Annotated in this window: 11 protein-coding genes and 1 pseudogene; 3 read left to right on the plus strand and 9 right to left on the minus strand. The window is 42.1% G+C overall.

Features of this window, described 5'->3' with window-relative positions; genetic code table 11:
- The first annotated feature begins 55 nt into the window (after nucleotides 1-55).
- Nucleotides 56-1336 (plus strand): O-acetylhomoserine aminocarboxypropyltransferase/cysteine synthase family protein, encoded by a 1281-nt coding sequence (locus JXR92_RS16690; RefSeq protein ID WP_009038038.1) that lies wholly within the window; start codon nucleotides 56-58, stop codon nucleotides 1334-1336.
- Between the two features lie 64 nt (nucleotides 1337-1400).
- Here JXR92_RS16690 and JXR92_RS16695 read toward each other — a convergent pair whose 3' ends face one another.
- Nucleotides 1401-3905, minus strand: a complete 2505-nt coding sequence (locus JXR92_RS16695) for a family 20 glycosylhydrolase (protein WP_117600487.1) — start codon at nucleotides 3903-3905, stop codon at nucleotides 1401-1403.
- Between the two features lie 175 nt (nucleotides 3906-4080).
- Here JXR92_RS16695 and JXR92_RS16700 point away from each other — a divergent pair, with 175 nt between their 5' ends.
- Both JXR92_RS16700 and JXR92_RS16705 read left to right on the plus strand, forming a co-directional pair.
- Entirely contained in the window at nucleotides 4081-6369 is a 2289-nt protein-coding gene (locus JXR92_RS16700) for an NADP-dependent malic enzyme (protein WP_005826960.1), read from the plus strand.
- 363 nt (nucleotides 6370-6732) lie between these two features.
- Nucleotides 6733-8070, plus strand: coding sequence for an NADP-specific glutamate dehydrogenase (locus tag JXR92_RS16705; protein WP_009038033.1), 1338 nt, complete (start codon nucleotides 6733-6735; stop codon nucleotides 8068-8070).
- Between the two features lie 221 nt (nucleotides 8071-8291).
- Here the strand turns inward: JXR92_RS16705 and JXR92_RS16710 are convergent, their stop codons facing one another.
- The 8 genes and pseudogenes from JXR92_RS16710 to JXR92_RS16745 form a co-directional block, all read right to left on the minus strand.
- The gene (locus JXR92_RS16710) at nucleotides 8292-9134 is read right to left on the minus strand and encodes an endonuclease/exonuclease/phosphatase family protein (protein ID WP_117600488.1); all 843 of its coding nucleotides are present in this window, start codon (nucleotides 9132-9134) and stop codon (nucleotides 8292-8294) included.
- 91 nt (nucleotides 9135-9225) lie between these two features.
- A complete protein-coding gene (locus tag JXR92_RS16715) occupies nucleotides 9226-9957 on the minus strand; it encodes a DUF3823 domain-containing protein (RefSeq protein WP_117600489.1) in 732 nt (243 codons plus the stop codon).
- A gap of 24 nt (nucleotides 9958-9981) precedes the next feature.
- Nucleotides 9982-11940: a RagB/SusD family nutrient uptake outer membrane protein gene (locus tag JXR92_RS16720; RefSeq protein WP_226791211.1), complete on the minus strand. Its 1959-nt coding sequence runs from the start codon at nucleotides 11938-11940 to the stop codon at nucleotides 9982-9984.
- A gap of 12 nt (nucleotides 11941-11952) precedes the next feature.
- Nucleotides 11953-15036, minus strand: coding sequence for a SusC/RagA family TonB-linked outer membrane protein (locus JXR92_RS16725; protein WP_117600491.1), 3084 nt, complete (start codon nucleotides 15034-15036; stop codon nucleotides 11953-11955).
- A 31-nt stretch (nucleotides 15037-15067) separates the two neighbouring features.
- Complete coding sequence (locus JXR92_RS16730) at nucleotides 15068-18553, minus strand: glycoside hydrolase family 38 N-terminal domain-containing protein (RefSeq protein WP_138345830.1); 3486 nt, start codon at nucleotides 18551-18553, stop codon at nucleotides 15068-15070.
- A gap of 510 nt (nucleotides 18554-19063) precedes the next feature.
- Nucleotides 19064-20239: pseudogene (locus JXR92_RS16735) on the minus strand (MFS transporter).
- A 25-nt stretch (nucleotides 20240-20264) separates the two neighbouring features.
- Nucleotides 20265-21854 carry a sulfatase family protein gene (locus JXR92_RS16740; protein WP_138345828.1) on the minus strand — a complete coding sequence of 530 codons (1590 nt, stop codon included), beginning with the start codon at nucleotides 21852-21854 and terminating at the stop codon, nucleotides 20265-20267.
- Between the two features lie 10 nt (nucleotides 21855-21864).
- Nucleotides 21865-24216: a GH92 family glycosyl hydrolase gene (locus tag JXR92_RS16745; RefSeq protein WP_138345826.1), complete on the minus strand. Its 2352-nt coding sequence runs from the start codon at nucleotides 24214-24216 to the stop codon at nucleotides 21865-21867.
- Between the last annotated feature and the right edge of the window lie 14 nt (nucleotides 24217-24230).

A 24230-nucleotide genomic window follows, 5' to 3' on the forward strand; every position in this document is an offset into this window, starting at 1 on the left:
CTTTTGCGACAACTTACGCGATAATAGATAAGAAACTTTTAAAACAGATAACATTATGGCAAAGCAATTCAAGCCGGAGACGCTGTGCGTACAAGCCGGATGGACTCCTAAAAAGGGCGAGCCCCGTGTACTCCCCATCTATCAAAGTACAACTTTCAAATATGATACCAGCGAACAGATGGCACGCTTGTTCGACCTTGAAGACAGCGGCTATTTCTATACCCGCCTGCAGAATCCTACAAACGATGCAGTAGCCGCCAAGATTGCCGCCCTCGAAGGTGGTGTGGCCGCTATGCTGACATCCAGCGGACAAGCAGCCAACTTCTATGCCATTTTCAATATCTGCCAGGCAGGAGACCATTTTGTTTGCTCCTCTACCATCTATGGCGGAACATTCAACCTCTTCGGAGTGACTTTGAAGAAATTGGGCATCGACGTCACTTTCGTCAACCCAGATGCCAGCGAGAAAGAAATTTCCGCTGCTTTCCGCCCCAATACCAAGGCCCTATTCGGCGAAACCATCTCCAACCCTACGCTCGAAGTGCTCGATATAGAGAAGTTTGCACGCATTGCCCACAGCCACGGCGTGCCCTTGATTGTGGACAACACCTTCCCTACTCCCATCAACTGCCGCCCGTTTGAGTGGGGTGCCGACATCGTAGTACACTCTACTACCAAATACATGGACGGACATGCCACCAGTGTAGGTGGAGCCATTGTAGACAGCGGTAACTTCGATTGGGATGCACACGCCGACAAATTCCCCGGACTGTGCACACCGGACGAGTCTTACCACGGACTGACTTATACGAAAGCCTTCGGCAAAATGGCTTACATCACCAAGGCTACAGCCCAACTGATGCGCGACCTGGGCAGCATCCAGTCTCCACAAAACGCATTCCTACTGAACCTGGGTCTGGAAACACTGCACCTGCGTATGCCCCAACATTGCAAGAATGCACAAGCGGTAGCCGAGTATCTTGCCCAGAACGATAAAGTGGCTTGGGTGAATTATTGTGGTCTGCCGGGCGACAAATACTACGAGCAGGCACAGAAGTACATGCCGAACGGCTCTTGCGGCGTTGTCACCTTTGGCTTGAAGGGCGGACGGGAAGAGTCTATCAAGTTTATGGATTCACTGAAACTGGCGGCCATCGTGACTCATGTGGCCGATGCACGTACTTGTGTGCTGCACCCAGCCAGCCATACACACCGCCAGTTGACAGACGAGCAACTGATGGAGGCAGGTGTACGCCCCGACCTGATTCGCTTCTCGGTAGGTATAGAGAATGCAGAGGATATTATTGCGGATATAGAACAAGCGCTGAACGCCTAAAGGAATAAACAAAAGGGAGTGCATTTTCGGACAATGCACTCCCTTTTCATTTCAATATTCTCTATTACTCAACATTCAATATAATCGTCAAACTTTCCTTGCCTTGGTAGAAGGTCTTTGCTTTCACTACCAGGGAACCACACTTCACCGGTTCTTTCCATAAGGTTGACTGGGCAGTAGGTTCCGAACCATCAGTTGTGTAACGTACTTCAGCACCATCAATAGCCACATTAGCATACAGATTTCCATCTTTTACCAATAATCCCGGCTGAGGCAAGCGGAAGTTAATCCCATTCTTTGCCCAATAAGGCATTTCACTCTTGCTGATTTTCTCATAATAAAGTGCCAAAGCCTGATTGAAAGCCTGCTCCTCCCGTATACCGGATAAATTTTCCCATGCCGGATGGGCATTCCAGCCACGTTCTGCCAGCCCTAATATTTTGGGGAAAAGAAGATATTCCACGCCATCAAAACTACGGATAGTTTCGGCGAACAATTGCCCTTGTACACCCATAATATGCTTCTTGCCTATCTCTGTCAAAGCAGTCTTCCCCTTTTCCGCATTATTCAAATCAATGGGATTGCCTGCCATATCCACACGCAGCGAACGATAAATGCTGAAAGGAAGCATAGAGAAAGAGACAGACTCATCCACATAACCTCCCCAATCGAGTCCACGCTCGTCCGGATGACCATTGTAAGCCATATCCATATAGAAATTGCCCACGTTGCAAAGGATGACCGGGTAACCGTTATTGGCTGTCTGATAAACCACTTCATCAGAGCCCGGTACAGTATTCCAGCAATACACACCGGCAGCCTGGCCCCTCAACTGTTGATGAGCCTCTTCGGTATGCCCCAAAGCAACTTCCTGCCAACCACTGAATTTCAGTCCGTTCTTCTGCATCACATCTGCCATTTGCGTAATGAAATACTCCGACAAATCATGAGCTTTCGTCATGCCTTTTTCCTTCATCAGTTCCTGGCATTTCGGGGAGCCCATCCACACACCGCGAGGCACTTCGTCACCACCCAAATGCACTGTGTACAGTGAAAGACCAGCTTCCTGATACATCGCATTAAGTTCCTGAATCACCTTCTCCATAAAACGGTAGGTAGAAGGCAAGGCGACATTCATCACATTGTCCGTATAATATTGTACAGAAACATAACGTGAAGTATCTTCCGGTTCACTCAACATATATTCTGTAGCTTTCCCCGGATCAGTTTCAAAATATTTGTTATAACGTGCCTTCATGGAGACAATGGCAGCGCGGGCATGCCCCGGAGATTCTATTTCCGGAACAATGCGGACATGTCTTTCGGCAGCATACTTCAGCAAATCAATAAATTCCTCGCGGCTATAATATCCATTGCCTACAGTCTTTGCATCAGGGTCATAGCCACCGTCATAACATGGGTAGAGGCACTGGCTTTCGTCAGTGGTATGTCCGCGACGGCTACCCACAGCAGTCAGTTCCTCCAAACCGGGAATCTCCAAACGCCAGGCTTCATCATCACAAAAATGGAAATGCAGGACATTCAATTTATAAGATGCAAAAATATCCACCAGTTTCTTCAAGTTCTCCGGAGCGGTGAAATTACGAGCAATATCTATCATTTGTCCACGATATGCCAAGTCCGAATAATCCCGGATGGAGACTGCCTCCAGCAAATAAGGTGTCTGCTTATCCTTCAACATTGACAAAAGTGTCTGTGTACCATTAAAGATGCCATGAGGAGTGGCAGCACTGATTTTTATCAGGTTGTCACCTATATTGATAGTATAATATTCATCATTTACGGCCTCCTTCCTATCAAGCAGTTCTTCCAGCACAATCTTCACGGAAGCATTTTCGACAACTTCCAAACCATACAAACCAGTCAGTTTCTCTTTCAGCAACTTGGCTTCACCGGCAAAGTTCTCCGGAAATGCCAAAGCTACCTTACCTCCCAATACGACATTATCGCCTTCAATGGCTACCACTTTCTTTACAGACGGAAGAATGTCTGACTGCACCAAAGCAGGAGCACCAGCCAAGCGAAGATTGGATTCATAAATCTTAGTCGCATCCGGATAGCCGCTCATTGACTCGGGAGAAGGAAGCGGCAGCGCCTTCAAAGCCACGGGCAACGGACTGCCCTCTTTACCATCCACAGTCTCCACCCAATAAGTTCCTTCCGGTACATGGGAGTTCCGGTCCAGCTTGTAAGTGCAAAGGAAAGTGATCCGCATGGAATCACCGGGAGCCAGCGAAGCAAATTCGTCTGTCGGATACATTTTGAAAAAATTACCGTTCACTACCTCTACCTTCACTTCAGAGGTTCCTTCCTGCTTCACCCCTCGGGGAAGCTGTGAATAGTAAATCGTCCAGTTCTTTTTTAGAGGTTTTTGAGAGATATTCTTGAGAATAAAGGTATTCTCATAATATCCGGATTCGATGTCACTTGCACCCATTTCCCAGGTCAGAGCAACCGGTGCCTTAGGTTCATTACTCGTTTTACATCCAGCAAATAGTGCCATTACACAAAATAATAATCCTGCCAGAGGAAGTTTCAAAATTCTCATGCAACTCATGTGTTAAGTTAATAAATGGGGGTAATTTCTAAAATCTGATGCCAAAAATAAGCATTTTAAGCTAATTAACTGATAAAAGTAATAGATTTTATTGATAGCGAGCTACAATTTAGAACTTTTATACCTACATTTGCAGCCAAATTATAACCAATTTAACTATTCTACCATGGCTAAAATAACCAAAGAAGCAGCCTTGCTCTACCATTCGCAAGGCAAACCGGGTAAGATTGAAGTAGTACCCACCAAGCCTTACAGTACACAAACCGATCTTTCTCTCGCCTACTCTCCGGGCGTTGCAGAACCGTGCCTCGAAATTGAGAAAAACCCGCAAGATGCATATAAATATACAGCAAAAGGCAATCTGGTAGCTGTCATCTCCAACGGAACCGCCGTGCTCGGCCTGGGCGATATTGGCGCCCTCAGCGGCAAACCCGTCATGGAGGGTAAAGGTCTGTTGTTCAAAATTTATGCCGGTATCGACGTATTCGACATCGAAGTAAATGAAAAAGACCCCGACAAGTTCATCGAAGCTGTCAAGGCTATTGCCCCAACATTCGGAGGTATCAACTTGGAAGACATCAAAGCACCCGAATGTTTCGAAATAGAACGCCGCCTGAAAGAGGAATTGGACATCCCCGTGATGCACGACGACCAGCACGGCACCGCCATCATCTCCAGCGCAGGATTGCTGAACGCCCTGGAAGTGGCAGGCAAGAAGATAGAGGAAGTGAAAATCGTCGTAAACGGTGCCGGGGCTTCCGCCACCTCATGTACCAAACTGTATGAAGCGCTCGGCGCACGCCGTGAAAATATCCTAATGCTGGACAGTAAGGGAGTCATCACCAGCGACCGCGAGAATCTGACCGAGCAGAAACGTTACTTTGCCACCGACCGTCGCGATGTACATACTCTGGCAGAAGCCATCAAAGGCGCCGATGTATTCCTCGGACTGTCAAAAGGTAATGTGTTGACCCAGGACATGGTTCGCAGCATGGCAGACCATCCCATCGTGTTTGCCCTTGCCAACCCTACTCCGGAAATCTCTTACGAAGACGCCATGGCGGCACGTCCGGACGTACTGATGTCTACCGGTCGTTCCGACTATCCTAACCAGATTAATAATGTAATCGGTTTCCCCTACATCTTCCGCGGTGCCCTCGACACGCAGGCAAAAGCCATCAACGAAGCAATGAAAATTGCTGCCGTACACGCCATTGCCAACCTTGCCAAGCAGCCCGTGCCCGATGTGGTGAACGAGGCATACCACGTAAACAACTTCACTTTTGGTCCCGAATACTTCATCCCGAAACCGGTTGACCCGCGCCTCATTACCGAAGTGTCCTGCGCTGTGGCCAAAGCTGCCATGGAAAGCGGTGTAGCCCGCAAAGACATCGAAGACTGGGATGCCTACCGCCTGCAACTGCGCGAGCTGATGGGTTACGAAAGCAAACTGACCCGCCAACTCTACGACACCGCCCGCCGCAACCCGCAACGTGTGGTATTTGCCGAAGGTATCCACCCCAATATGCTGAAAGCTGCTGTGGAAGCCAAGGCTGAAGGTATCTGCCATCCTATTATATTGGGCAACGACGAAGCCATCGAGAAGCTGGCAAAAGAACTAGACCTTAGCCTTGAAGGTATCGAGATAGTAAATCTGCGTCATCCGGATGAAGCGCCGCGCCGTGAACGCTATGCCCGCATTCTATCTGAAAAACGTGCCCGCGAAGGAGCCACTTACGAAGAAGCCAACGACAAAATGTTCGAACGTAACTACTTCGGTATGATGATGGTGGAGACGGGTGAAGCAGACGCTTTCATCACAGGTCTTTACACCAAATACAGCAATACCATCAAGGTTGCCAAGGAAGTCATCGGCATCCGTCCGGAATACAAGCATTTCGGCACCATGCATATCCTGAACTCCAAAAAAGGTACATACTTCCTGGCCGATACGCTGATTAACCGTCATCCCAATGCCGAAACGCTAATCGATATTGCCAAGCTATCGGAATATACCGTCCGCTTCTTTAATCATACACCGGTAATGGCCATGTTGAGTTACTCCAACTTCGGTGCGGATAAAGAAGGCAGCCCGGTAAGTGTACACGAAGCTGTGGATTATATGCAACAAAACTATCCTGACCTTGCCATTGACGGAGAAATGCAGGTGAATTTCGCCATGAACCGCGAAATGCGCGATGCCAAGTATCCGTTTACGCGCTTGAAAGGAAAAGACGTAAACACACTGATTTTCCCGAACTTGAGTTCTGCAAACTCTGCTTACAAGCTGTTGCAGGCGATGGATACGGACTCCGAACTGATTGGTCCTATCCAAATGGGATTGAACAAGCCTATCCACTTTACCGATTTTGAGAGCTCCGTGCGCGATATCGTTAACATCACTGCAGTAGCAGTTATCGATGCTATCGTAGACAAAAAAAAGGCTGCCAAATGAGACGACCGTTATCAAAATTCCAAATAGTTTGCATTGTGCTGCTTTGGGCAGCACTTTGCTACATTGTTTTGATATCTGTCGAACGAATTGACGGTCCAATTATCCTAACGCTTGCCATTTCGGCGGCTTTAGTGTTTATTCCCGTCATAAAGTCTCTAAAAAGAGGATAAATAATATCTTTTTATTCCATTTTGCGGTATAAAACAATAAAATTGTTGTTTTATACCGCATTTTCTTTATAAAATGTTTGCTCGTCTCATTTTTATGTGTACTTTTGCAACCGCAATGAGAGGAAAAGGAAACAAACCGAAAATCGAATTGTTTTAGGTAACATATAGTAGCAACCAATAAAAGAAATAGATTATGAATGCAGCTAAGGTATTAGAAGACCTGAAAAGACGGTTCCCCAACGAACCGGAGTATCATCAAGCAGTAGAAGAAGTTCTTTCTACGATTGAAGAAGAGTATAACAAGCATCCGGAGTTTGACAAAGCCAATCTGATTGAACGTCTTTGCATCCCCGATCGCGTTTACCAATTCCGTGTTACTTGGGTAGACGATAAAGGTAACGTACAAACCAACATGGGCTATCGTGTGCAGCACAACAACGCTATCGGCCCATATAAAGGCGGTGTTCGTTTCCATGCTTCTGTAAACCTGAGCATCCTGAAATTCCTTGCTTTCGAGCAGACATTTAAAAACTCATTGACAACTCTGCCTATGGGTGGCGGTAAAGGCGGTTCGGACTTCTCTCCGCGCGGCAAGTCGAATGCTGAGGTCATGCGTTTCGTTCAGGCTTTCATGCTGGAGTTGTGGCGTCATATCGGTCCTGAAACAGACGTACCTGCCGGTGATATCGGTGTAGGTGGTCGCGAAGTAGGTTTCATGTTCGGTATGTATAAGAAGCTGGCTCATGAATTTACGGGTACTTTCACCGGTAAGGGCCGTGAGTTCGGCGGTTCGCTGATTCGTCCGGAAGCTACCGGCTACGGTAACATCTACTTCTTGATGGAAATGTTGAAGACTAAGGGTACTGACCTGAAAGGCAAAACTTGTCTGATTTCCGGTTCCGGTAACGTAGCTCAATATACGGCCGAGAAAGTATTGGAATTGGGTGGCAAGGTATTGACCATGTCTGATTCTGACGGTTATGTATACGATCCGGACGGCATTGACCGCGAAAAGTTGGATTACATCATGGAGCTGAAAAACCTCTATCGTGGACGTATCCGCGAATATGCTGAACAATATCCGGGTGTGAAATATGTGGAAGGAGCCAAGCCTTGGGGCGAAAAGGCTGATATCGCTTTGCCTTCTGCCACTCAGAATGAATTGAATGGCGACCATGCCCGTCAGTTGATAGCTAATGGGGTAATGGCAGTATCCGAAGGCGCCAACATGCCCTCTACACCGGAAGCCATCAAAGTATTCCAGGATGCAAAGATTCTGTATGCTCCGGGTAAGGCAGCCAATGCTGGCGGTGTATCAGTATCTGGTCTCGAAATGACTCAGAACTCCATCAAGTTGAGCTGGAGTGCAGAGGAAGTGGACGAGAAACTGAAGAGCATCATGAAGAACATTCACGAAGCTTGCGTGCAATATGGTACGGAAGCCGACGGTTATGTAAATTACGTGAAGGGTGCCAATGTGGCCGGATTTATGAAGGTGGCAAAGGCTATGATGGCACAAGGGATTCTGTAAGGACTAAAGCCATAGTTATTATGAAGAAAGGCGAAGGGAGTTGCAAACCTCTTCGCCTTTCTTCATAATAGTAACCTAGTCAGCAGGAGCTAACATATTAAGAATTTCCTTGTCCTTCCCCCCGTTTTTTATTCGGTTTCGGACTCATCCATAATTCTAACAACCCTCCATTAGCAAACACATCGTGAGAAAACCGGAATACATCATGATTTTTCACATAATTAAAACTTTAGTACCCCCTTAATCGGATAGTGATCAGAAATAAAAGATTTTCCCGCATATTTTTCTCGAATTGTAATGTATTCCGTACACATTTTAAACCCTTTATAATAAATATAATCTATAATAGAACTACGGGTCCCCCAACCATTGAAAGTACCAAAAGAATCCGTTTTTTTAGCAGAGCTTCTAGCATCTGTCATTTTTTCATTCAGTTCTTGTATGGAAGGATCCATGTTATCCATATTAAAGTCTCCAGTCAAAATTAATGGAAAATTATCAAGATTAATCTTTTGTATCTTTTCTAAGATGAGTTTCAAACCTTCCTTTCGTGCCACTTTGCCGACATGGTCCAAATGAGTATTAACGTAATAAAACTTCTCCTTTGTTTTTTTATCCTTTAAAAGCGCCCATGTAGCAGTACGGGTACATGCAGCATCCCATCCTATAGAAGGAATGTCAGGAGTTGAAGAAAGCCAAAAATTTCCCCACTCCAACAATTCTATTTTTCTCTTATTATACATTATTGAAGCATGCTCTCCGCCATGTTTACCATCAATGCGTCCGACACCTACAGCCTCATAGTTCGTGCAATTTTCAAGAATAAACGCCAGCTGAAAATCCAAAGCTTCCTGAACTCCCAAAATATCGGGCTTATGCTTTTTAATCATTTTTATAGTAGCTGGCTTTCTGAATTCCCACGCATTAACACCATCCTCTGCCGTACCGTACCGCATATTATAAGAAATAACAGTAAGTTGTGAACTATTGTTTCCCCTTTTTGCAGAAACGAACTGAGGTAACATAAGGGTAATTACCATAAAAATAAAAAAGAACTGTTTCATATTGATATCTATAAAAGAGATGAGAGTGTACAAACCCCAAACCAAGCAATGTGCTTATCAAGGGGCCAATACACTCTCATCCAGGTTATTACTAATTACGTGCTATAGTTGTGACTTCTTTAATTGTCGTATAGTTATAACGATTAGTACCGCTAAAACTTTTTGTAGTACGAGCACCTACACGCAAAAAGAATTTACGCGAATAATCAGGGAATTGTCCTTTTGTCTTAATAGTAATTTCTTTACCTAAAACATCGGTTAAAGCTGCCCCTAACAACTGAGTAGAAAAACGCGGACTAAAGCTGAAATCTCCGACATAACTCGTTTCGCTCACAAATAGCCAAGCTTCGGTAAGCGGTTGTTGGTAATCCGGATTATTTGTACCACGAGTAATTATAACCTTCACCTCCACAGTACCATCTGCATTGACCTGAGGTTCGCCTACCCATTTCACGCGCAACAGCGGCTCAATCTCATAAGTTTTCTCTACAGTACCTTTTATATCAATAATCTCTTCATCCAATGGTACAAAAGCACCTTCAGGAATAATACCATAATTGCCTGCAAATATTTTGGTATTCTGGAAAGTACCATCCTGCATACAATTAAAATCATAAGGTTCCGGAGTATCACTCCAGCTATACTCCATCATACGGATACGAATGCCGGTATTACCAATAGCTGTTTGGAAAGGTTCTTTAGTTTCCTTATCAATAAAAGCACCACGGAAAGTTTCTTCAGGTTCTCCATAATTATCCACATCGCAAGAGGTAAAATTTACCAATAAGCATAAGGACAACAAAATATATGTTAACTTTTTCATAATTGAATGTTTCGTTTCTTATAATTAATAACCTGGATTTTGTTTACAATTCGGATTCTTGGTGATTTCACCAGTCGGAATCTGCTGATAATAATTACGTGTATCATAAGTATAAGTATATCCATATTCCTGCTCCTTGATATCCATGAAATACTTCATGGCATCTGCTGCAAAGAATGGCTGCAAAGTGCGATATCTGCGTGTAGACTGTTCATCATCAATAATACGCCAACGCTTCAAATCCCAATAAGTTTTATTTTCGAAAGCAAGCTCTTTACGACGCTCTATACGCACTACATCAATTGAAGTTTCTGCAGAAGAAGCAAGCAACGTAGCACCAGCACGTTCACGAATGAGATTCACACAGCGGAAAGCCTCCTCTACATAATTCTTACCGGCATCATCGGTAACACTACCCACAGCTGCAAGTTCCATAGCCGCCTCGGCACGATTGAGCAATACTTCTGCATAACGGATGTCAATCCAATCTGTAACAGACTGATTCCAAGTTGTATTCTTCTGTTCAGGATTCAAATACTTACGAATAAGGAAACCGGAAACCGTACAGCCTATCTCCTGATTCTTCACTGTACCACTTTTCCCTGCACGCTTCATCATTGTACCATCCTTTAACAGAATTGCATTAGCATCCGTATTTTGCGATTCGCGACTGGCCAATTTCAGCAAGCTCGTCGCATCGTTAGCGTAAGCACTATAATCATCATAAAAGCCATAGGTATCTTCTGAAGGAAGAAGAGGAGAAATTTTATCACCTTCTCCAACCCAAATACCACGACGGATTTCAATGGATTCACCCTTAAACTCGTCACCCGGCAGCAATACAGTAGCACGCAAACGAGGTTCGGCATTCTTGAAAGGTTCCATTGTTGTTTCATACAATTTATAATAACCTTCCGTGTTCATGTTGGCAAAATGCCCATCGGCATCTTTCTCAAAACCTTCAAACATTTCTACAAAATCCAATGTAGGACAAATTTCTGTGTTGCTACCACCGGTAGAGGTTTGCGTAGGCTGTGCAAAACAATCATATGAATGTACACAGTCCGGATAATCAAAATATTTCACGAAAATATTCTCTTCCGTATCTTTCAAGAAAATATTCACGAAATTAGTATATTGTGCATCCTTATTATTAGCTGCCCAGTCCCCTTTGTAAAGAGCATAACCTCCTTCATCAACAATCTTCGATGCTTCATAAGCCTGTTTAAAATAATCGGCAGCACGATTTGCTGGAATTCCGCAAATACGCGCATCATTATAAACTTCATTCACATCATTATATTTGGCAATACTTCCAGCATAAAGCATAGCACGCGATTTAAAAGCTGCAGCTGCATATTTATTGGCACGTCCTTTTTGGTTCTTTGCAGACAAATGCGCAATAGCGTAGTCCAAATCACTGGAAATAAAATCCCAGACAGCCTCTTCCGAATCACGGAACAATTGTGCTTCAGGAATGCTTACTGTAGCCGGATAATCAATTACTGTGTTAACAATAGGCACACCACCATAACGCTTAACTAATGCAAAATAAGTATAAGCACGAATGAAATACGCTTCGCCCAACAAACTTTCAATTTCAGTAGCAGAATGTGAATCAGCATATTTGGGAAGTGTTTCTATAAAATAGTTCGTTTCACGTATTAAGGCATACGCAGCATCCCAATAGTTTGCTGTTTCAACTTCTGCCCCCTTCGTGTCACGGCTAATAGCTTCACCAGTCAAACAAGAAGGTTGCGCAAAATTAGAACCTCCCGAAAAGAACATGTTTACATGCGAATAGCGGAAATCTTCTACAGGCAACGTACTATACAAACGGGCCATATAGCTTGTAACCCCCGCCGTACTTCCAAAAATATCATTATCACCAACAATATTCATTGGTGGGATGTCCAGATCTACACAAGAAGTCAATGACCCCATGCATAATGCAAATGCGAAGATATATTTTTTAATTTTCATGTTGATATTCATTTAAAATTTAAGATTTGCTCCAATAGTAACTGTTTTATTTAAAGGATAGTTATATCCATAATTTCCTGACGGGAATTCAGGATCACAATATTTCAATCCGGTAATGGTAAACAAGTTATAACCGCTTAAATAAACACGCAGCCCTTGTACACCAATTTTAGTCAACCATGATTTAGGAAGACTATATCCCACTTCAATTGTTTTCAAACGCAGATAAGCAGCATTTTGCATATTGAATTCTGAATTCCGGTTCGGCAGTGAACCAGTGTAAGCATAATGACCGCTAATCCATTTAGTTGCCGGATCGTAAGGATCTGCATGACTATCAGCAGGACGCCAACGATCCATAAATTGATCCAAAGCATTTGTATTAGCCCACAATGGATTGTAAAGCAACTCATCATAAGAGATATGACGTTTGGCAGCTCCTTGCAACAACAGACTTACATCAAAACCTTTCCAACTTGCATTAAACGTCAAACCAAAATTTATCAAAGGACGGTCTCCCGTGTTCGTCAAAGGATGTTCGTCCAATTCATTAATCCAACCATCACCGTTCCAATCCTCATAGTTATAATCACCGAGTACAGAACCACGTCCTATATAAATAGAATTGTAATAAATTTGATCCCATGAAGTAAAACGTTCGCCGGCCCCATATCCCCACCAAAGATCTGTAAAACGATCGTTTGAATTTTGTTTCCAATTCAAATAAGAATTACCTTTCCGCGCACCTTCCACATGTTTATTTTCTGAACGGGCATACGCAAAATTTCCTTTTATCTCATAACTGAACTCATTGATGGTATTGCGGTGGCTTATTTCTATTTCATATCCACGGGTCATATCTCCATTCAGATTCTCTTGTGGCAATGCGGCTCCCACTACTCCCGGAAGACTCGCTGCCCGAGTGGTCAGTAATCCATCACGATCACGTCGGAAATAATCAACAGTCAATCCCAATAGGCCATCCCATGCTTCCAAATCAAAACCTATATCAAAAGTTTTAGCTTCAATCCATGAGATGCTTTGATTAGCCAATCCCTTTGTTGCAGAAGCATTGACAAATGAGCCATCAAAAATGGCACCACCCGGCATCGCATATGCTGCCCCACCTACCGGATACGTATAACCATTAAGGAACTGATACGCTAAAGCACCATCGTCACCCATCTTACCCCAAGAAGCACGTATTTTAAGGTTATTAATGAAATTCAAAGAAGATTCTTTCCAAAACTTTTCTTCAGAGACACGCCATCCCCCTGACACTGAAGGAAACATAGCCCAACGTGAATTTGCAGGGAATTTTGAAGAACCTTCATAACGGAAAGCAAATTCAATAAGATATTTGGACTTATAATCGTAAGCTACACGCCCTACCAATGCTTGATTGGCATTATCAAACAAGGCAGAAGCAGCAGTACTCTGTCCAAATTGCTGGTTATCAGCATTTCCGGCAAAAACTTGATCTATAGGAATAGAAAGTTCCTTTTTACCATTAAAGTTATCCCCCTTATAAGTCGATTCCTCAAATAGCAGCATCGCATCAATATTATGCCCATTAAACTCACGAGAGTAATTAGCTTGTACTTGCCATAAAGTATTATCTTTTGAATAGAATGTACGACCTACTTTAGGAGGATCATTACGTGTCCATACCTGATTATCTCGATATGATTTCCAAGTATTTTCAAACTCCTTATTATCATTCATTATATAATCGTAACTATATAACCCCTTTAGTTTCAATCCTTCTACCCAAGGTACATCATAACTCAATGAAAAACTTGACTGAAACCATTTGCTCTTATAAGTTTTATATCCTACAACATCCTTATCCATCATCGCCACCGGATTCATCAAAGTAGAGTTTGAAGGCTGGGTAAAACCGCCATTCTCCTGATAAATGGGATCCATCGGCTGCATCAACCAAAGACCACGAATAATATCATAAGCACCATAATGCGGTGTATTACGCTCATCCATCAAACCTGAAAGATTAACATCCAATTTCAGATTCTTAGTAATATTGGCAGAAAGATTACTACGCATTGTCCATTTATCGTAATTCATATCATCTGTCTGCAAGAAACTTTGTTGCGCTTGATAGCCAACACTCGCATAATAATTTACACGTTCCGTCCCACCTGAAATATTGATGGAATGTTGTGTCTGAGGCGCAGAACCACGTAATACTGCTGATTTCCAATCTGTAGTCTGTGCAGCGGCTATTTCTTCATCAGAATAAGAAGCTCCTCCACCATCTACATTATGACGTCCCTTTTCATTAGCCAATGTCATCCATTCTTGTGAAGTAACCAAATCTGGGAAATTGGAAGGCATTTGCCAAGTAAAGCTACCCGAATAATTAATTTCCGGTTTCCCTTGCGCACCTTTTTTGGTGGTAATAAGAATTACGCCATTGGCAGCACGTACACCATAGATAGAAGCAGAGGCATCCTTCAAAACAGAAATACTCTCAACATCTTCCGGATCAACGCGTGCCATATTATCGCGAGGAATACCATCAATTATCACCAGTGGATTCCCCAGTCCACGAATATCCATCGATGTATTGAAAGCTCCCGGCTCACTTGAATTTTGAACCACACGTAAACCGGCAATCTTACCAGTCAGCATATTCTGTAAACTTTCATTTTTTGTAGAAACAATGTCCTTCGTGTTTACGGCAGACACAGCACCGGTCAATGTCTGTTTCTTTTTCACTCCATAGCCTACCACTACCAGTTCATCAATCAAAACATTGTCACTTTGAAGGATGACATTATAAACCTTCTGTTCTGCCTTGATGGCAATCGTCTGTGACTTATATCCAATAAAACTTACTTTAATCGACGAATTTGGCGTCACCTCTAAAGAAAAGTTTCCATCAACGTCCGTCACACATCCATTTTTTGTCTTGGTATCAATGACAGTCGCGCCAATCACCAGCTCACCGGTGTTGTCCTTTACTGTACCCGATACCTTAAAAGAGTTCCCTTGTGCATACAACGTCACTGTCATGAACGACACCATTGCACACAACCAAACCTTTAAAAGATTCTGTACCACTAACTTTTTCATACTTATTAAATTTAAAATTGCAATTTGATGATTATTCTATTATTACTTTCAACATGATATATTCATAAGGCTTCATCCAAAACATCTCGTCATTAAAAGGTCTTAAGGCCTTCTGACGATAATCACATACACTTACTTCACGCGGCCTTATACTACCCCAAACAAATGATGAACAAACACTCTGCTTACCCATATTGTGCAGGCAGACAATATACCCCTTTCCATCGTCAGCAGGTTTGATACTGGATAATGCAATACGATGGCGTCCTTTCAACCGAAACAACTGCTCTATATTCTGAGAAGAACGACTGGCTACAGCCACCAATTCCATCTCACGTTCAGCTCCTCGCTGTTTCAATTTCAGGTCAAGCGGATTACAAGGCTGCAAAGAATAGCGAAACTTCGCTGTGCCTCCTTGTGATGCTTTATAATTAGTCCTCCATGTATTCGTCATTACCCATGAATAGACAATCGGCGATATCTTGGCAGACTGCCACCAGCCATATCCATGACGGGGATTCAGGCGATAATCAAGCCCTGAGGGCGAACCCAGTTCAACAAAAGGCGCATCAACGGTGGTCAGGCAGACTGCATGCTCCAAATCTCCCACAGCCAATCCGTTTTGCAATGAATAATAATGTTTGTTTACTCCCTCCAGTTGCTCACGCTCAGGATGAATTTCACTCATGGCAAGATCCATTGTAATTTCAGGTTGCTGAATATTGAATGGAAAAACAAAACGCACATTTTCAAAATCTAAAATATCCTGCTTATCCAACGTATTACAAATATCTACCCTATCTATCCCTTTGTAAACTGTCACATCACGCCATAAAGTATTACATCCTGGAGCTTTAGACTCTATACGCAGTGTAGCAGCAACCGCTCCATCATCCAACACTCTTATATTTAATATCTGTTCGATTCCCTGTGGGTCAGAAGCATATCTTCCAGTATATAAATAATCATTCAAACCGCTATTCGAAGCATATTCATAAGAGTCACCAACTCTTTTGAAAGAACTAATTGTACCTTTCACCTCATCAATTTCAACGCGTACAATTCCATTATTTAATATTTTATTCTCTGCAATCATGGAAACGAAACGTCTTGAACTCTTTTTCTTCGAGACGATTTGATATACCTCAGAAGAAAGTGCTGGTATATTTTCAGCAACAAAAGCCCAACGGCCATCATACAGACGCTGTGTCTCTACTTTTTCACCAGTCCTGGTTATCAATTCTTTTTCATTCAAATTGACCATTGAATCCAAAAACACTACATCCGTACGATTCCAAAGATTTGTATTCAGCACATGTACAAAATCCCCACCTTTGTCGACATGCAATGGGCTTAAAGCCTGTTTATATAATATTTGAGACTGATTACTTGCATTATCAGCATAAGCTTTTTTCCCTTCCCACAAATCTTTTGTAAATTTAGAATGCGGGTCAGTTCCACTAGCAGAAGCCCCCCAAGTGTGCTCAGAAAACAGTATCACATTTTTCCATGCTTCTTTAAAAGCTTTATCTGGGAAAGCGTCTGTTTTATGAAGCATACTCCAAATAGTTTCAGTCTGTGCCAAGCGTGCAGCAGTAGTACGATTCATTGCTGTCTCACAAGCAGTAGAAGCCGCTCCGTCTTCCCAAGTGGGAGTCATGTCACCAGCAAAGACGGGTAATTCAGCGCCATATTGTTCTTCGAATTTCATAAAGAACTCACGGGCAGTTGATATACGGAATTGAGGAAACTCATAACGTTCATTCCACTCACGGATTACATCAGACATTGATTGATCGGGAGGGCCGTTATCACCATGAACTGTATAACGTAAATAACAAGTTTGATATGGAAACTCCTCAGTTTCTAATTCTGTTAAATAGTCCCAGATTGGCTCAAGTCCACAAACTCCGATACGGTTAGCCAACCAGCCATGAAACCATGAGTAACCGCGCCCTGCCTGCCATACAAGTACTTTATCAGTACCTGATTGAGATTGCCAATAAAAAGGTCTATCACCCCATCTGACATGTAAAGCAGCAGCACGGTCATTTCCTATCCTCCCATAAAAAGGTACATAATTTGGTCCGGGTGAATAATATTTCACTCCATTCTTAGCCATTGCAGTGACCAATCCCCAAGCTTGCCCAGGCACATCACTCATCATTGCAGTATTCAGCTCTACTCCCACTTCATCACTAATCCAATGTGCATCATCAAAAATATGCATCAATTCTTCTTGTCGGCTAATCCCAGTCAAAATACTTCCCAAAGACATATCAACATTAATAATACCATCGCGAATGGCCTGCTTCAAACGTTCAGCCTTTTCAGTTGCTGCATATTTTTTCAAATATGCAGCAACTGCCCATGTAGCCTCCGTATTCCAACAGTAACGTGAACCTTCCGGATATTCTTTAGTACGCTCAGCTAAATCGAGTGCGCGTTCCAAATTACGCCATTGAAGTTTCATCACATCATCCTGGCGATGTGTATATCCGATATCCAAATGAGAATGCGGAAAAAAGCAAACAGTCCACTTTCTTGCTCCTGGCACTTCATATTTACGTTTCACACAACCTTGACGGCTATTCACCTTTATCTCCAAAGAAGAGGTCTCTTCCATATATCCAGCAGGGAAATATCCTTTGTACTCATCCACCCCAGTCTTTGAAGCCTCTATTTCAGCATTCCATATTTTATCACCTAATTGACACGTTAAGGTAGCCCCAGCATACAATGGAGTATTAAAACGTAATAAGAATTCTCGTTTAGGACCTTCAGCACTCTTTAGATAGCCTTGCCCAGCCACAAAAGAAATATCATCAAGCTTTCCCAATGATTGTACTGAAACCACTGTTTTTTTATAAAAACGAATTTCGCTCAAACCATAGTAATCCACATTCTGATGCATATCAGCAGCTTCCTGTATCACAACCGGATTCTTACGATCATAATGATTACCTTCTCCATCCAACGCAGCCGTAAAGCATATATAACGTGCTTTTATACCTTTAGTATCCAAAGAAAAATCCACGGATCCAGGATTACGTCCTACCGATTCAGGAATTAAATAATATTCCAAATCACCATTCTTTAGTAATTGCCATTTATTCCCATCCTCTGAGTACTCTATATATACCTTATTGAGTCCACGCCGAGTATGCTCATTCTGATTATAGTTCCATATCTGAATCAAATCTACTTCAGGACATTTTCTACTTTTACCAAAATCACACAAAAACCAGACAACTCCTTCATGAGTAGACTTATTGTAACGAACTGGCTTTTTAGAAACTTCAGACAACCACATGCCATGTCCCAGGTTATTAGCCACATGATAGCACCCCTGCATTCCATCTCCATTAACTACGGAACAAATAGTTCCTTTATTCAATTCGCTGCTGGCAGATACTTTAATTAAGCTCTCATCCAACTGTTTATACACAACAATACGTTGTGCATATCCGGTAATGAACATCATTAATAACAAAATAACGGTAATGATTTTTTTCATTCCACAAAATATTAGTTTTTAATAAAACTGCTAAACATATAAAGTAGTCTCAACAAAAACAAACCTCATTATATGTATGAACATATAGATGCAGCAAATATATATAATAAATTCAAAAAGCAAAAGTAAAACAAAGTTTTTTTTATAAAAAAATGAGATGTAATAAATTAAAAGTCAAACTAAACTTAAATTAATTTATCACTAAATTATTTATAAAAGAATACGTATTAAAACTTAAACGACTAATAATTAACTAATTATTCTTAAAAACATCTTTAACTACAATATTAAAAAACAAACATTTCAAAGAATAACATCCCAGCAAAGCCCGTATTTATCAAAATGATTACACAACACACCTCAATGTTCATACATTAATTATAAGGTATAAAATTATATTTTCATTAAATCATCATACCAAAGAAACCATACAACACAAAAAAGCGTCTTCGTTTTCGAAGACGCTTAAAAAATAAAAATGATGATGTATTAATAGTATCAAAAAACGAATCACTTTACACAAGAAGTTACTTTTATACCAAAAGCGCAATACGTTAGATATAATACGCAGGCCAACGTCACCACAACACCACCGATAATACCTACAGTACCGATGGCAAAACCGACAACTGGAGTTACCACTCCCCCCCCGGCAACAGCTGTAATCATTAGACCGGAAATCTGATTTGCCTTCTCCGGACACGCCTGCAAAGCCATTGAATAAATAATAGAGAAAACTGATGAAGCAAAAAAGCCTACTGCACCAATACAAACTATATTCACCACATCCTTTTCCACTCCTATTAAAACTAGCAGCGAAACAACACAAGCTACAATATTTATACGAAAGTACCTCATTTCTGCAATACGGGTCAATAAGAACGCCCCTAACAAAGCGCCAATCGTACGACTGAGGAAATAGACTTGAGGAGCAAATTTTACTTGCTCATCAGACCATCCAAAACGGATAGACATAAGTTTCGAACTAATAAAGTTTGTCGCCACATCCACGCCTACAATAAAGAAAATTCCTAAAAACAGTAATAGAATAGTCCGGTCTTTCAGCAAAGCAAACGTATTCCTCATGGAAAGATCACTGTTCGACACAACATTTCTTTCCCGTTCAATAGGGGTTGCAATCAGCCAAACTGTCGACAATAAAGTGATGAAGCCAAGAATGGGGAAGCAATAATACCATTTATCCATCCCCCAATAATGGACAGCCAGCAATACAATCTCCGGACCGACTAAAGAAGAAGCCGCTTTTATTACCTGCCCAACTGTCAAACTACTTGTCAGGAAAGCTTTGTTAGTTATAACATTATTAAGCAACGGATTTAAAGAAACTTGTAAAATAGCATTTCCTATACCCAACAAGGCATAAGCCACCATGCAAGTTACACCATCATACGCCAATAATGGCAGAATCATACCTACAATTGTAATCACCATACTAACAAGTACGGTATTCTTACGTCCCCATTTATTCATCCGATTACCTATCGGAATTCCTAAAAACAAGAACTAAACAAACACCATTGAAGGTACAAACCCGGTCATCATAGGTGACCAGTTAAAACTACGCTGAACATAGTCTGATGAAATACCGACAATATCACAGAAGCCCATCACAAAGAAACCGAAAAGTACCGGAAAGGCTGTCATTATAGAGTTTTGTTTTTTCATTTTCATGGATTTTTATATAAAATGTCTATTCTGTCACTCCCACGTCTTTACGCAGTTTTTCCAATTGAACAGTCAGTGCTTCCCGTACTTTTACATACTTCGGGTTATCATATACATTATTGACCTCCATCACATCTTTTTTCAAATCATACAATTCCCAAAAGTCAATAGCTTCATCATTCCCACTACCCTCTCCATGCCAATGAATCAATTTGTAGCGTTTAGTGCGAATGCCATCATGTTTGCGTACACTACCCACTGCCGGATAATCGTAAAAATGATAGTATAACTCATTTCGCCAATTTTCCGCCTTTCCATTTTTAAACAACGGTAATAAAGAGCGCCCAGACATCTCTTTCGGCACCTCCACTCCTGCAAGGCTCAGGAAAGTCGGTGCCAAATCAATATTCTGCACCAGCTCTTTGCATACCGAATGTTTCTTGACTAAAGAAGGGCACGAAATAATCAGAGGTGTACGGAAAGACTCCTCATACATAAAGCGCTTGTCATACAGTCCATGCTCTCCCAACAGAAAACCTTGATCAGAGGTATAAACTATCACTGTATTATCCAGAACTCCTTTTTCTTCCAAATAATCAAGCAAACGGCCCACTTGTTCATCTACCGAACGGATAGTCCGACAATACTCTTTTACATACCGTTGATATTTCCACCGAAGCAAATCCTTTCCAACCGGAGGATTTTTCAGGAATTCTTCATTTTTCTTGTCATAAATAGCTTCCCATGTAGCACGCTGTTCGCTATCCATCTCAGCCATTGCCATCAGCCAACTGTCTCTAATATATTGCAATGTAGGTTCGTTCTTCAATTCTCTCACCTTAAAATCGAACGCATATCCCATGTGCCGATCAATTGTCAGCTCCTGAGTTTTCATCTGCGGACCACGTGTCGTATAGTCATCAAATAGCGTTTCAGGTTCCGGAAAATCCACATCCTCAAATAAATGCATATTGGGAAAGTCAGGCATCCAATTACGATGAGGTGCCTTGTGATTTACAAGGACACAGAAAGGCTTCTCATCGGAGATGTTTTTCTCCAACCACTCTATGGCATGATCGGTTATCAACGTGGTAGCATATCCTTTTTCTTTTATATATTCTCCGTTTGTATCAGGACGACGGAACTTGGGATTATAGTATTCACCCTGATCAAAAAGAATGTCATAATGGTCAAACCCCTTCGGCTCAACATTCAAATGCCACTTTCCAAAGACTGAAGTTACATATCCTTTTTTTTGTAGCAGCTCAGTAAACCATTGTTTCTGTGGATTCAAACAGCACCCCAACCTCGTCTGTCCGTGCTGATGACTATACAAGCCCGTTAAAAGGGTCGCCCGGCTTGGAGCTGAAATGGAATTCTCTACAAAAGATTGCGTAAAAAGCATGCCATTCCCAGCCAAACGATCAATGTTAGGTGTCGGAGCCAACTTTGAAATAGGATGTCCGTAAGCACTTATGGTCTGGAAAGCATGGTCATCCGTAAAAATACAAACAATATTCAACGGTTTATTGGACACTTTCTGGGCCCAAATAGGTTGTACTGCCGATATTATCGGCAGTACAACCATAGAAGTGGAAAACAGATTATTTTTCATAACATATTTCTCAGTGAGTCAATTCCTCATTAGGTGAAGCTCCCAAACCTAAAACCAATTTTCCTCCTTTTACGACCTCACTAAAGGGCAATTGTACAGTATCTTGCGGACGGTTGTTCAAAGATATATCCTGCAAATAACAATCACCTACCGCCTGCTTCTTAGCTTCGATTACAAATTTCTCTCCCGGATAATAATCTTTATTCAAACGGACAGTGATTTTGTCAAACAAAGGGGCACCTATCTGGAATTTCGGATCAATCTCCGTCAATCCCTTTACATCAAATAAGCCCAATGCAGACATTACGTACCAAGCCCCCAATTGTCCTTGATCCTCATCCTGTCCATAACCATAGCCATGTATACCTTCGAGGCCATAGAACTCATCCAAAATAGCACGTACCCACTTTTGAGACAGATATGGTTTACCCGAAAAGTTAAACAACCAAGAAATATGCAAATTAGGCTGATTACCATGATTATACACCGTCTTCAATCCGGCAAACGCATCCACTTCTTTCCCACCTCCAAAAATATTTTTCTGTGAAAGCAAAAAGATACTATCCAGACGATTATTAAACGTTTCTTGCCCTACCAAATCTACCAATTCGTCTATCTGGTGAGGGACATAAAATGTATATTGCACGGCATTTCCTTCTTGAAATCCCTTCCAAGGAGCCAATGGATTAAAATCTTCCAGAAAATTTCCTTTAGTATCCTTGGGACGAATCAAACGGGTCTCCGGATCATAAAGATTCTTCCAGCCATTCGACAAATTAGAGAGTAACTTATAGTCATCCTCTTTACCCAAATGTTTGGCAAATTGGGACACAGCAAAACTACTGAAACTGTATTCCATTGTATGTGAAGCACCAAACCCAGATCCTTCCTCACGAGTCACCATATCAAACCGTTTTTCATAAGGAGAATATCCACGTTCCACAAACTGACGTACATCCATCTTACCTGCACCTTCAAGTCTTCCACGCCATTCCACTTCATTCTTCAAAGCAGCTTCATATCCCTGCTTTACGTCAAAATCACGAATACCGCAATTATATGCAGCAGCAATAGCCAAGCTAGTAAAATTCGTCCCTACTCCAGACACATATTTACTGCATGCGATTCCATCACCCAACCAACCGGTATCCTGATAAACCAACAACTGACTTTTTATCCAATCAGAATAATATTCGGGATAAGCCAATGACCATAATTGCGTCAGATTCCAGAAACCACCCCAAATGGCATCCGTATTATAATGCTGATGTACCGGATTACCTTCTTCATCAAGAGCAATACGACCGACCGTTCCATTATTTTTAGGATAATATCCATTTGCATCACTAGCCAATCCACGTCCCAAAAGCGCATGGAACAATCCGGTGTAAAACTTCACTTTATCAGTTTCCTTCCCTCCTTCCACATAAATCCTGCTCAGAGATTCATTCCACACATCTGTTGCATTCTTCTTGGCTTGGTCAAAGGTAACATCCGCAGCCTCGGTTTCCCGGTTGAAACGAGCATTCTCTATGGAAGTATAGGATAGGCCCACTTTGACTTCCACAGCCTCTTGTTCTTCTGTAGAGAATGTCATGTAAAGACCCGCGCCTGGTCCTTTTTCCTGATGTTTACCCGGATTAACCACATCTTTTACAAAAGTACCTACCTGAACCGGCTTCTTATTAAGAACAGCCGAGAAATACATACGTACATCCGCCCCTTTCTGATAAATATTAACATATACGGGGGAAGTGATTACATAACCTTCCACCCGGCCATCTTCAAAATATTGTACTTCGGCATCTTTCACCTCACCACTTTCTCCTTGCTTGTTACCTATATCGAAGATAAGGTTTGCCTGTTCTGTTTTGGGATAGGTATAACGATGAAATCCCACTCGTTTCATAGCAGTCAATTCAGCCTTTACTCCATAGTCCTTCAACAAAACAGAATAGTACCCGGGAGCTGCCACTTCATCTTTCTTATCGAAACGTGAACGATAACCGCCATCCGGATTTTCCAACTCACCCGGTACTGTCTGCAATTCTCCGACAGTCGGTGCAAATACGACACCGCCTACCTGGAACTCGTGAAAATTGGCAAAGCCTTCGATGGAAGTATGACGAAAATCATACCCCACTGCTTGCCAACCACCGGGATTTCCCAAATGCGCATCGGTAGAAGGAGCCAGTTTTGCCATGCCAAACGGAATAGCAGCCGGTGTATAAAAGAACCAACGACAATGCGCAGTTCCAATGTTTGGGTCTACATAGTCCACCAAAGCTTTAGTGCTTGAAGTACTTGTTGAACACCCCATAATGATACTCATACATATCACCAAAAAACAAAGTCGTTTCATGATATTAATTTATT

It is taken from the genome of Bacteroides parvus (genome assembly GCF_017309675.2).
Taxonomy (GTDB): domain Bacteria; phylum Bacteroidota; class Bacteroidia; order Bacteroidales; family Bacteroidaceae; genus Bacteroides; species Bacteroides uniformis.